At 65.5% G+C, this 12389-nt stretch carries 10 protein-coding genes; 4 read left to right on the forward strand and 6 right to left on the reverse strand.

Annotated features, from left to right (window positions below):
* Positions 1-200: 200 nt before the first annotated feature.
* Genes FJ490_RS10790 through FJ490_RS10800 form a run of 3 tightly spaced genes read left to right on the forward strand, consistent with a single transcriptional unit; the run spans position 201 to position 4056 of the window.
* A complete protein-coding gene (locus FJ490_RS10790; protein WP_140655302.1) occupies positions 201-1784 on the forward strand; it encodes a sugar ABC transporter ATP-binding protein in 1584 nt (527 codons plus the stop codon).
* Entirely contained in the window at positions 1781-3091 is a 1311-nt protein-coding gene (locus FJ490_RS10795) for an ABC transporter permease (protein ID WP_140554626.1), read from the forward strand. The genes FJ490_RS10790 and FJ490_RS10795 overlap by 4 nt, the downstream gene beginning before the upstream one ends.
* A complete protein-coding gene (locus FJ490_RS10800; protein ID WP_140491405.1) occupies positions 3088-4056 on the forward strand; it encodes a substrate-binding domain-containing protein in 969 nt (322 codons plus the stop codon). Before FJ490_RS10795 ends, FJ490_RS10800 begins: the two co-directional genes overlap by 4 nt.
* 200 nt (positions 4057-4256) lie before the next feature.
* On the opposite strand, the gene FJ490_RS10805 is transcribed toward FJ490_RS10800, so the two are convergent.
* Genes FJ490_RS10805 through FJ490_RS10830 form a run of 6 tightly spaced genes read right to left on the reverse strand, consistent with a single transcriptional unit; the run spans position 4257 to position 11399 of the window.
* On the reverse strand, positions 4257-4718 hold the full coding sequence (locus FJ490_RS10805) for a MarR family transcriptional regulator (RefSeq protein ID WP_140493433.1): 462 nt from the start codon (positions 4716-4718) through the stop codon (positions 4257-4259).
* Positions 4715-5299 (reverse strand): amino acid synthesis family protein, encoded by a 585-nt coding sequence (locus FJ490_RS10810; RefSeq protein WP_140554625.1) that lies wholly within the window; start codon positions 5297-5299, stop codon positions 4715-4717. The genes FJ490_RS10805 and FJ490_RS10810 overlap by 4 nt, the downstream gene beginning before the upstream one ends.
* A complete protein-coding gene (locus FJ490_RS10815) occupies positions 5292-6173 on the reverse strand; it encodes a UPF0280 family protein (protein WP_140628833.1) in 882 nt (293 codons plus the stop codon). Before FJ490_RS10815 ends, FJ490_RS10810 begins: the two co-directional genes overlap by 8 nt.
* A gap of 2 nt (positions 6174-6175) precedes the next feature.
* Positions 6176-7717: a 6-hydroxynicotinate reductase gene (locus FJ490_RS10820; protein ID WP_140729560.1), complete on the reverse strand. Its 1542-nt coding sequence runs from the start codon at positions 7715-7717 to the stop codon at positions 6176-6178.
* Positions 7714-10539 (reverse strand): molybdopterin-dependent oxidoreductase, encoded by a 2826-nt coding sequence (locus FJ490_RS10825; protein WP_140729561.1) that lies wholly within the window; start codon positions 10537-10539, stop codon positions 7714-7716. Before FJ490_RS10825 ends, FJ490_RS10820 begins: the two co-directional genes overlap by 4 nt.
* On the reverse strand, positions 10536-11399 hold the full coding sequence (locus tag FJ490_RS10830; protein ID WP_140554622.1) for a xanthine dehydrogenase family protein subunit M: 864 nt from the start codon (positions 11397-11399) through the stop codon (positions 10536-10538). The genes FJ490_RS10825 and FJ490_RS10830 overlap by 4 nt, the downstream gene beginning before the upstream one ends.
* Positions 11400-11731: 332 nt before the next feature.
* Here FJ490_RS10830 and pncA point away from each other — a divergent pair, with 332 nt between their 5' ends.
* Complete coding sequence (gene pncA, locus FJ490_RS10835; protein WP_140729562.1) at positions 11732-12346, forward strand: bifunctional nicotinamidase/pyrazinamidase; 615 nt, start codon at positions 11732-11734, stop codon at positions 12344-12346.
* The last annotated feature ends 43 nt before the right edge of the window (positions 12347-12389 follow it).

Genomic DNA, 12389 nt, shown 5'->3' on the forward strand with positions numbered 1-12389 from the left:
CTGCCTTGTCTTGCTTGGCCCTGCCATTTTCGAAACGTTTCGCCGCCTCTCTATGCATCATACCTACGGAATATCGCGGTTTTTCGCAAGAATTGAAATGAGCCAATCTCACGTCACCAGATAGAAGCTTGACAGGATCGAAACGTTTAGAATAGCGTTCATGAGGGTCAGACGACGACGGAAGGGAGGCCGCCTTTGTCATGGAGCACGGAAATTCCATCGCGCGTCGGGATGTTGCGGCGGATCGTTCGGATGTCGTCCTAAGCGCTGAGCACGTATCCAAGAGCTTCGGCGGCATTGCCGCCTTGGTCGACGTCGGTTTCGAGCTGCGGCGCGGCGAAGTCCACGCCTTGATGGGCGAGAACGGCGCCGGCAAGTCGACGCTGATGAAAATCCTTTCCGGTGTCTACACCGGCTACGACGGCACGGTTCGCGTCGACGGCGTAGCCGCGAATTTTGCCGGCGTGCGCGACGCCGAGGCCGCCGGCATTGCCATCATCCACCAGGAGCTCAATCTGGTTCCCGAACTCAGCGTCGCCGACAACATCTTTCTCGGACGCGAGAAGCTGATCGCCGGGCTGATCGTCGACCGCAAGGCGAGCAGCCGCGCCGCCAGCGCCCTTCTGCAGCGGCTGGGCATCGAGCTCGACCCGGAAGCCCGTGTCGGCACCTTGCGCGTCGGCGAACAGCAACTGGTCGAGATCGCCAAGGCGCTGTCGATGTCGGCGCGCATCCTGATCATGGACGAGCCGACCTCGGCGCTTTCTCCAGCCGAATGCCAGAGGCTGTTCCGCATCATCCGCCAGCTTGCCGACAGCGGCGTCGCCATCGTCTACATCTCGCACCGCATCGACGAGGTCATGCACCTGGCGGGCAGGGTCACTGTGTTTCGCGACGGACGCCACGTGCTGACGCGGCCGATGGGCGAGCTCGACGAGAACGCCATCATTTCGGCAATGGTCGGGCGAGACCTGCTGGCCTCCTCGGAAGAGGAGCGCCGTTCCGGCGGCGAAATCGTGCTTTCCGTCGAGAACCTGTCGCTGACGAAACCCGACGCCCATGGCTGGCGCACCGTGATCGACGGAGTCAGCCTCGAACTCGCCGAAGGCGAGATCCTTGGCATTGGCGGGCTGCTGGGTTCAGGGCGCACCGAAATCCTGGAGGCGATCTTCGGCTCGAGCGATGGCCGCACCGGCGGCGAGATCCGGCTCGACGGCGCGCCGGTCGAGATCCGCTCGCCGCGCGATGCCAGGCGCCTCGGCATTGCGCTGGTGACCGAGGACCGCAAGACCCAAGGCCTGCATCTCCAGGCTTCCATTACAGACAACGTCGCATTGCCGCTGGTCGGATCGCTGGCGCGTTTCGGCATCCGTTCGCTGGCCGGCGAACAGGAGCTGGCGCGCCACGCGGTCCGGGCGCTCGGCATACGCTGCGAGGACATCGACCAGCCAGCCGGCACGCTGTCGGGCGGCAACCAGCAGAAGGTCGTCATCGGCAAATGGCTGGCGACACGGCCGCGCGTGCTTCTTCTCGACGAGCCGACGCGCGGCATCGACGTCGGCGCCAAGCGCGAGATCTACGATCTCATCTTCAAGCTTGCGCGCGACGGGCTGGCCATTGCCGTCATCAGCTCCGAATTGCCGGAACTGCTGCACCTCTCCGACCGCATTCTGGTGATGGCCGATGGCCGCCAGACCGGCATCCTTTCCCGCGATGCGGCGAGCGAGGAGGCCATCATGCGTCTCGCCGCGCCGCGCCGCACGATTTCGAGACCTGCCGCATGACCGCCTTGAAACTCCTGTCCCGCACCAAGCTCTATTGGGGCCTCATCGCCATCTTCCTGATCGGCGTGCTGGGCTCGCCGGTCAGCTCCAAGGGCAACAACATCTTCCTGTCCTACGGCAATCTGCTCGACGTGCTGCGCCAGGTGTCGACCACCGGCCTGATCGCCACCGGCATGACGGCGGTGATCATCACCGGCGGCATCGATCTTTCCGTCGGTTCGCTGATGGCCATCTGTTCGGTGGTCTGCGCCATGCTGCTGACGGTTCCGGGCGTGACGCCGGGAGTGGTGCTTGGCGTGCCCACCGTCGCCGTGGTGGCGCTCTGTCTCGGCTTCATCGTCACCCGCTTCATCTTCCTCAATATCGAAAAGTCGCGCGCCGGCGCCGATGCCTCGCGCGACGCAAGGCTGGACCGCGCCCGCGGCCTGGTCACGCCGGCAATCGTCGGCGTGGTCCTGTGCTGTCTTTCCCTGTGGTACCTGCTGCCGCAGGTCGAGCCCAAATTCGGCGTCCTCGGCGTGCTGCTGGTCGCGCCATGCGTGGGCCTGCTGTTCGGTGCGCTCAACGGCTTCATCATCGTTGCCGGGCGGCTGCAGCCCTTCATCGTCACCCTGGCGATGATGGTGACGGCGTTGGGCATCGCCCGGCTGACCGCCGGCCAGAACAATGCTGTGCTGCCGGTCTATACCGGCTCGAACGCCACCGAGGATTTCGAGCTGCTGCGCTCGATGGTGTTCGGCGTCATTCCGATGCCCGGCCTGTTCTTCCTCGGCGCCATCCTGATCTATGGCGCGGTGCTGCGCTTCACGCCGTTCGGCCGCTATGTCTACGCCATCGGCGGCAATGAGGAGGCGGCCAGGCTTTCCGGCATCGCCGCCGGCCGGGTCAAGATCGTCACCTACGCCGTTTCGGGCCTGCTCGCCGGCATTGCCGCGGTGCTCTATGTCGCGCAGTACCGGCAAGGCAAGCCCGATGCCGGCGCCGGCCTGGAGCTCGACGCCATCGCCGCCGTGGTCATCGGCGGCACCAGCCTGATGGGTGGGCGCGGCAGCCTCACGGGGACATTCTGCGGCGTGCTGATCTTCGGGCTGCTGTCCAACATATTGCAGCTCCACAACATCAATTCGAACCTTCAGCTGGTGCTGAAGGGGATGATCATCATCGGCACAGTGCTCGTGCAGGAGCGCAATGCCGGTGATCTCCTAGCCTATCTGCGCCTGCCCGGAGCGGCGCACAAGGAAACGGCCGCGGCAAAACGGCCGTCGCAAGAGACCCGGTCTCTCAATCTCGGAGGAAACAAGAAATGAAACGACGTGACACGCTGAAGCTTGCCGCCCTTGGCGCGGCATTGCTGACCACCACCGCGCTGCTCTCCACCGGCCACGCCATGGCCCAGGACAAGAAGTGGAAGATCGGCTTCTCGCAGGTGACGACCATCGAGCCTTGGCGCGCGCAGTTCAACAAGGACATACTGGCCGAGGCCGCCAAGCACCCCGAGGTCGAGCTGATCATCACCGACGGCGAGGACAAGACCGAGAAGCAGGTTGCCGATGTCGAGAACCTGATCCGCCAGGAGGTCGATGCGCTCTTGGTGTCGCCGAAGGAATCGGCCGGCCTAACCGGCGTCGTGCAGCAGGCGATCGACGCCAAGATCCCGGTCTTCGTGCTCGACCGCAATGTCGACACCAAGGACTACACCCAGTTCGTCGGCGGCGACAACAAGCTGATCGGCCGCGCGGCCGGCGAATATGCCGTCGAGCTGCTCGGCGGCAAGGGCAAGGCATCGGGCAATGTCGTCGAGATCTGGGGCGGCATGGGCACCCAGCCGGCGCATGACCGCCATGACGGCTTCCATGAGTTCACCGACAAGGAGCCGGGCATCAAGTACCTGCTCGACCAGCAGTCGGGCGACTGGAAGCAGGACCAGGCCTATAATCTGATGGCCAACGCGCTGAAGAGCAACGAGAAGATCGATCTCGTCTACGGCCACAACGACCCGATGGCCTATGGCGCCTATCTTGCCGCCAAGGATGTCGGCCGCGAGAAGGACATCAAGTTCATCGGCATCGACGGCCTGCCCAACGAAGGCGTGCAGATGGTGAACAAGGGCGAGCTGACGGCGACCTTCACCTATGTCACCCCGGGCGCCGAGGGCCTTCGGCAGGCGATCAAGTTCCTCAATGGCGAGAAGGTCGAAAAGACCATCACCTTGCCGACGCAGAAGATCACCAAGGAAAACGCCGCCCAGGTGCTGAAGGACAACGGCCTCTGAGATTTCGCCGGAGATAAGCGGCGCCCGTCCTCTCCCCCGTCGATCGGGGGAGAGGTGTCGAGCGAAGCTCGACGGAGTGGGAGTCGACCCTTGGCGCGGTGCAGGAAGATTCTTGCGCCCTGGTCCCCTTTCAATATCCGTTGGCGGCGGTTGCCAGGTGGTTCCCCTCCGGAGGGAGAGGAAAGGACCTCGTCGCCGGCCTACGCCAATTTCGCCAGCAGCTTCATGAAGGTGGCGATCTCCCTGGCCGTGAGCGGTGCCAAGGTTTCCTCGGTAATCTCGCGCGCCAGCGGGATCAGGCGTTCGATCGCCTCGCGCCCTTCGGCGGTCAAATTGACCAACAGCCGCCTCTTGTCGCCCTCGTGCTTGGAGAGCTCGACAAGGCCGCGCGCCTTCAGCCGGTCGATCACGCCCTTCACCGTCGCCGCATCCATGGCGATCAGCGTGCCGAGCTGGTTCTGCGAAGTCTCGCCGACATCGCGCAGCTTGGCCAATGCCGCGAATTGCGGTGGCGTCAGGTCGCCGATATGGGCAGCGAAGATCGAGACGTGGCGCTGATGCGCCTTGCGCAGGATGAAGCCGACCTGCTCCTGCAGGTGGTAGTCCTGATCGTCCGCCTCCTCGACCTCGACCAGCTTCAGCAGATTGTCCTCGCCGCTCACCGCAGCCCGTCCCATGCCTTGATGTCGTCGGCGGCCAGGCCGCCCATGCGATTGTGCACGCGCGGACCGCAGGTCATGGCGAGGCAGAACAGGATCTCGTCGGGACGCGGTCCGTCGCTGACGCCGACTTCCATCGCATCGAAATGGCTGCGCACATAGGCCGCGTTGATGTGGCCGAGAGGCACATCCAGCCGCGAGCCGAAGGCGCCGACCTTCTTGGCCGACGGCACGATCGCCTTGGCGTCGCCGAGCCGCTCGCGCATGGCGTAGCCGCCCGGCACATGCCAAAGCGCGCCATGCTCGAGTTCGCCCGAGATGCCGACGAGGGCGCCTTTGCCATAGCCGTCGATCTGCTTCACGTCGCCACCCAATGCCGCGATCAGCCGGTCGGCAAGCAGCAGGCCAAGCGGCTTCAGATCGTCCATGGCGCTCTGCAACTCCTCGACATAGCGCCCGGCGAACGGGTTCTTCACCAGTGCCATGGCGGCGGCACGGCGGCGCGGCACCTTGGCCACCGGCCCGCCCTCATGAAAGATCTCTTCGGTCAGCACCACGATCTTGCGGATCGGAAACTCAGGCATGGGCAACTTCCTTCCCTGGACTTTTGTCGGGCGCGGCAAGCGCCATTGAGCCCTCGATGCGGGTCTGGCCGGCGAGGAATAGCGCCGACGCGGCGATCAGTCCCCTGCGGCGGAAATCTTCGGCGACGGCAAGTCCGCTGTCCAGCGCCGTGGCAATCTCTTTGGCAGAAAGCGGCCCGACCTCTTGCGTCACCAGCCTGTCGCCAAGGTCGTTGTCCGGCGCCAGATCACGCGCGGGCACACGCCGAATAGCGGGATGGTTGGCCAAGTCGACGGCATTGGCGATCAGGGTCGCCGCGGCATCGGCCTCTGCGCCGGTCCTCGCCAGCACGGTGACGGCGTCGGCGATGCCCAGGGAAAACGAGCGCCCGCGCCAGCCACTGGTGGCAACGCCTTGCACGCCGTCCTCGGCGCTGATGACGATGCGGTCGGCAAGGCCATGGCCGGTGCCGGCAATGGCAAGAGTGATCGACTGGCCGGCACCGAGATGAAGCGCGCTGTCGCCACCGTTGTTGACATAGGCGCGATCGAGTTTTCGCCCAGCAATCAGTGCGGCAAGTATTTCGTCGGCTACCGAACCGGCGACGGCTGCCATCGGCGTGATGAAGTCGTCCGCCAATGGGGTAACTGCCGCTTCCATGCGCCGCGCCGTCGAGCCGGCGAAGGCGCGCGGGCGCAACGTGGCCGGCCGGCGCAACTCGGGCAATTCCTCCACCAGTTCCGGCAGGATGGTCTGGAATCGCGCCACGGCCTGCTCATAAGCTCGCCGGCATTCGCCTGGTGTCCCAAAGGCCTCGACGATCAGGTCGATCGGCCCGTGATTGAGGTGTAGCCGCCTGCCATCCCCGAGCCAATGCGCTTGCGGGCCGTTCATCGTCACGCGGCCCCGTTCGCGGGCGTGCGCCGCAACTGCGCCAGCGGTGGCCACGGGTTGCCGGCCGGCGCACCGTCGCCCCGGCGCGCGTTCAGATACTCGCCGCCCTTGGCGACGACATCCTCTACGCTGCGGATCTCGGCTTCGTAGCCGCCGAGCCTGATATAATCGTCGCGGCGCAGCGTGAATTCGATCGGCGCCACCAGCGCCGGCGTCGGCACATAACCGAAGGCGCCTTCCGGCACGCGCGTCACATCCACCATCAGCGTGATGCCGCCGCCCGGCCAGACATAGACCGGCGCGCCGCCGACCGTCACATAGGTGGTCAGGCCCTGCACGGAACGCGTCAGGTTGACGGGATTCTCGGTGACGCCGGCGCGCAGCGAACCGCCGGCGCCGCCGATGAACAGCACGGTGCACAGCGCCGGTTCGCAATTATCCTCGATCAGCCCCACGGATTTCTGCAATCGTTCGGGGAATGGCTTTTCGACTGGCTTCAACTGGTCGTCGAGTTCGTAATAGGCGAACTGCTCGCCGGTGGTCGAAACCATCAGCAGCGACAGGCCGGGCCGCGCGCCCTTCTTGGCGTTCCATTCGCCCAGGATCGACAGCGGGTCGGATATGCTGGTGCCGCCCCAGCCGAGGCCGGGCTCGGAGACCTTGAAATAGCGCCCAGGCGTCGAGCGGCGGCCGATGATCTTTATCCCCGTGTCCTGCCAGCCCAGCACCTTGCCGGCCTGATGCTCCGAGACGACGCCGGTTATGTGGTCGTCGACCACCACCACCTCGTCAACCAGCCCGCGCCATTGGGTGGCGAACATGCCGATGGTCGCCGACCCGCAGCCGACCCGCATGCGGTGCTCCTGCTTGCCGTCGATGACGGGCGGTTTGCCGGCTTCGACTGTTACGGTGGCGCCGCCATCGATGGTCAGTTCCACCGACTTGCGGTTGCACAGATCGAGCAGCGCATCGCAGGTGGCGCGGCCTTCGGCCTTGGAGCCGCCGGTCAGATGATGCACGCCGCCCAGCGACAGCATCTGCGAGCCATATTCGCCCGTCGTGACATGACCGATCGCCTCGCCTTGCGACCGCACGACAGCCGTTTCGGGTCCGATATGACGGTCGGTGTCGATCTTCACCTTGACGCCGCAATAGGAGAAGATGCCCTCCGTGACGACGGTGACGAGATCGACGCCCTCGACCTGCTGGCTGACGATGAAGGGCGCCGGCTTGTAGTCGGGATAGGTGGTTCCTGCCCCGATCGCCGTGACGAAGCGGCGGCCGGTGTTGACCAGTTCGCCGTCCCAGGCCTCGCCCTCGGCGACGAAGGGCACGACAGCGCCGCCGATCTCGGCGGTATGATCGAGAATGGTCAGCGGGTCCATGCGCACGATCCGGCCGCCGGCATTGCCGTAGCGGTCGCAAGCGCCGGTGCGGCCATCTGATATGTAGCACATCACAGGGCAGGCATCGCAGCGGATCTTCTCCGCCACCAGCTTCTCGCCGGGATCATGGGTTTCGAAGCGTTCGGCAAGCTCGCTCATTGGCATGCCTCCTTCTCGCGGATGGCGGCGCGGATGCGCGTCGGCGTTGCCGGAACTTTTGTGATCGTAATGCCGGTCGCATGGCGGATGGCGTTGAGGATCGCCGGCGCCGTCGGGATCAGCACATGTTCGCCCAGGCCCTTGGCGCCGAATGGCCCTTCCGGGTCTGGCACCTCGATCAATATCGTCTCGATCGGCGGCACGTCGCCGATGGTCGGAATGAGATAATCGTGCAAATTCTCGGTGCGGCCGGGAATGTACTCTTCCATCAGCGCCATGCCGATGCCTTGCGCGATGCCGCCCTCGATCTGACCCTCGACCAGCAGCGGGTTGATCGCCTTGCCGACATCGTGCGCGGCTGTGATCTTGACCAGCTTGACCGTGCCGAGCTTGAGGTCGACCTCGAGCTCGGCGATCTGCGCGCCGTAACCATAGACCGCATAGGGCTTGCCCTGGCCCTTGGCGTCGAGCGGCAGCGTCGGCGGGTCGTAGGTCTCCTCGGCGCGGAAGACGAAGCCGTGGATATCCGCTTCGAGTGTGCCAAGATCGACACGGCGGACCGCCTCGCCCTCACGGATGACGATCGCCGGACCTTCGAGCTGAAGCGACGCTTTTTCCGAGACATTGGCAAAGCGCAGGATTTTTTCGCGCAAGGCGCGGCCGGCCTTCTCGGCCGCCTTGCCGGTGACGAAGGTCTGGCGCGAGGCCGAGGTCTTGCCGGCATCGGGAGTGATCGCGGTGTCGGCGTTTTTCAGCCGGAACCTTTCCAAGGGCAGGCCGAGCGCGTCGGCGCAGATTTGCGTGATGACGGTGTTGGAGCCCTGGCCGATGTCGACCGCGCCCTGGTGCAGGATGATCTCGCCTGAAGCCGCGATGCCGACCCGGATGGTCGATGGATTGGGCAGCGAGGTGTTGCCGCAGCCATACCAGCAGGAGGCGATGCCGACGCCGCGCTTTTTATCCACGTTGGCACTGTTGAAGGCATCCGCGTCAGCCACTGCACGCGCCCAATGCGGCCGCAGGGCATCGAGGCATTCGGCAATGCCGACGCCCGATTCCAGTCTCTGTCCGGTGACTGTTTCGGATCCGTTACGAAGGCAGTTTCTCAAGCGGAAGTCGAGCCGGTCGATGCCGAGCTTGCCGGCCAGCTCGTCGTACAAGGTCTCCTGCATGATCGTCGCCTGCGGCACGCCGAAGCCCCGGAAAGCGCCGGAAATCGGCCCATGCGTATGCACGGCGCGGCCTTCGGCGCGGTAGTTCGGGGTGGCATAGGGACCCGAGGCATGCACCGGCACGCGGTTGGCGACGGTCGGTCCCCAGCTCGCGTACGCCCCGGTGTTGAAATCGCCTGAGAAAATCATGCCCGTGACATGGCCCTCGGCGTCGGCGCCGATGGTCGCTTGCATCTGCGCCGGGTGGCGCTTGGTGGTCGACATCATCGATTCATTGCGCGTGTAGGCAAGCGCCGCCGGCCGCCCGGTCCTCATCGCCACCAGGCCGATCAGCGGTTGCAGGGACACGTCGAGTTTGGAACCAAAACCGCCGCCCGTCGCGGTCGGCACGATGCGCACCTTGTCGACGGGCAGGCCCAGCACCTTCGCCGTGTCGTCGCGGTCCATATAGGGCGCCTGCGTGCAGGCGACGACGACCAGCGTGTCGCCATCCATATAGGCATGGCCGGCTTCCGGCTCGATATAGGCATGCTCGACATAGGACGTCTCGATCGCACCGGTCACGGTGACAGCGGCATCGGCAAGCGCCGTCTCGGGATCGCCGCGTTCGACGAAGCCCTTGGTCAGAAGGTTGGCCGGACGGTTCGCATGGATCAGCGCCGCTCCTTCGGCCTGTGCCTCGCAAGGCTGCAACAGGTGTGGCAATTCGGTCCAGCGGATCGGGAAATCCGACAGGTCGAGATCGAGCATCGCCTCGCGCTCGCCGGCAACAAGCGCCACCGCCTCGCCGCGAAACCGCGCCAAGCCTTCGGCGAGAGCCGGCTGGTCGGCAAACGGACCGATGACGCCGAAACAGTTCTTTCCCGGGATATCGGCCGCCGTGAAGACGCCGGCGATGCCGGGACGAGCTTTTGCCCAGCCGTCGAGGTCGCCGAAGGCGAAGCTGGCATGGTAGTGCGGCGAGCGGATTACCAGCACCGCCAACGCATCGGCTGGGAACGAATCGCCGCCGAATTTCTCACCGCCGGTCACCTTCGGCACGCCATCGAGCCGGATCGGGGAGGAGCCAATGGCGTGACCGGACCGAGGCAGACGGAAATCCAGGCTTGCAGCCTGGGCGGAGGCATCCATCACAGCAGCGACGATCTTCCGGTACCCGGTGCAACGGCAGAGGACACCACCAAGCGCGTCCTGCACTTCGATCTCGCTCGGCCTGGCTTTCTTGTCCAGCAGGGCCGTCGCCGCCACCAGCAGGCCCGGCGTGCAGATGCCGCACTGCGCCGCACCATGCGCCAGGAAGGAGGCCTGTAGTGCCGACAGCCGGCCATTGGCGAGCCCTTCGACCGTCGTTACCGACGCTCCGGCGGCCGACGCCGCCGGCATCAGGCAGGCGCAGACCGGATCGCCATCGACCAGCACCGTGCAGGCGCCGCAGTCGCCGGCGTCGCAGCCGACCTTGGTCCCGGTCAGCAGCAATTCGTCGCGCAGCACCGAGGACAGCCGGCGCAGCGGCGGCACGTTGACCGAGACGGCGGCGCCATTGACCGCGAAGGTAATCTCGGCGCGTGCGAGGCCGGGCTGACCTGCGTCACTGTCGGAAAGGGCTCCGCCGGGTCGACCTTGGCTGATGTCAGGCTGTGCTTTGTTCATGCCGCCGCCGTCCTGTCACCATTCACCGGCCCCGCAGCCGCAAGCACGGCGCGGACAACGATTTCGCGCGCCGCGTCCTGCCGGTATTCGGCGCTGCCGCGCACGTCGCCGATCGGCGACAGCTCTTCCATCGGCGCGGCGAGGACCGCTGTGGCCAGCCCATGATCCGCCGCCAGTCCGCGCAGGGCCGCCTCGACCCCGCCGAGCCGCTTTGCAACAGCCGAGCAGGAACCGACGGCGACCGCCGCTTGCTCGACGATGCCGTCCTGCACGACCAGGCGTGCCCCCACCATGGCGATCGAGATGACGAGATAGCGCCGCGCGCCGAGCTTGACGAAAGCCGACATACCCGCGCCGGCCGCTTTCGGCACGCGGATGGCGGTTACCATCTCGCCGGGCCGCAGGTCCGTGCGGCGATTGCCGAGGATGAATTCCCGGAGCGGCAGGTGGCGCACCGCTTGCGCCGAGCGCAGTTCTATCTCGGCGTCGAGCACCAGCAGCGCCGGCACGCCATCCGCGGCCGGCGAAGCGTTGCAGAGATTGCCGGCGATCGAGGCGACATTCTGGATCTGAACGGACCCGACCTCCCGCGCGGCCGCTTTCAGCGCATCGAAGGCCGGCGGCAATGGATGGCGAACGATATCGGTCCAACTGGTGCGCGCCCCGATCTGCCAGTGCGTTTCCGTTTCCGCAATGCCGCGCAGCGCGGCCAGCCCGTTGATGTCGAGCACATTGTCGCGGAAAGGCTTGTTGCCTTGCGCCGGGTAGAAGTCGGTGCCGCCGGCAAGGATGCGCCACGAAGCTTCGCCAAGCAGGGCGAGCGCCTCGTCGACCGTGGTGGGTTTCGCGTAACGGATCACGCTTTGCCTTCCCAGAAAAAGGGCCTTTCCGAGGGAACTTGCCGGCGTCCGGGCCCGGCTTAAATTCATTCGTATGCAAATGATATCAAGTCGGCGGAAATTGTCAAAGCCGGAGTTTGCGCAGCACCCGCACGGCTGCCGCCGCCACGCATTTGTTCTCCGCAAAATCTAGGTGCTGGGGCGCCCTTTGCGCGTTCGGGGTTGCGCCCGGCGCTCTAATGGTTGACGCGGCCCGCCATCTGGTCAAGTTTCTCCCTCCGGTCGCGCCAGCGGCTTTCTTTCGCCGGGATCCCCCTGGGAGCCCGCGCCCGATACCGACAGGAAGGAACCCCATGGCCGAAGAAGCGCTTGTCGTCATCGACCTGCAGAACGACTTTTGCCCTGGCGGCGCGTTGGCTGTGACCGGCGGCGACGAGATCGTGCCGCTGGTCAACGACCTGATCCGGCGAACCGATCATGTCGTGCTGACGCAGGACTGGCATCCAGCCGGCCATTCGAGCTTTGCCTCAAGCCATCCAGGCGCCCAGCCTTTTGAAACCATCGAGATGCCCTACGGCCAGCAGACATTGTGGCCGGACCATTGCATCCAGGGCAGCCTCGGCTCGGATTTTCACTCGGGTCTTGCCTGGACCAAGGCCGAGCTGGTCATCCGCAAGGGATTTCGGCCTGATATCGACAGCTATTCGGCCTTCTTCGAGAACGACCACACGACGCCGACCGGCCTTGCCGGCTATCTCAGGGAGCGCGGCATCGACACTCTGACCCTGGTCGGCCTGGCGACCGATTTCTGCGTCGCCTTCTCGGCGCTCGACGCGGTCAAACAGGGGTTCACAACCACTGTCAGGCTCGATGCCTGCCGCGGGATCGACCTCAACGGTTCCGTCGAGACGATGCTGGCGAGGATGCGCCAAGCAGGCGTGACGCTCGAAGACCACGCGGCGGACTGACCTCATCGTGGGAGAAGAGAAGGGGTCGATAGGGGCGACGGCT

The organism is Mesorhizobium sp. B2-5-11 (assembly GCF_006440835.1).
Lineage (GTDB): Bacteria > Pseudomonadota > Alphaproteobacteria > Rhizobiales > Rhizobiaceae > Mesorhizobium.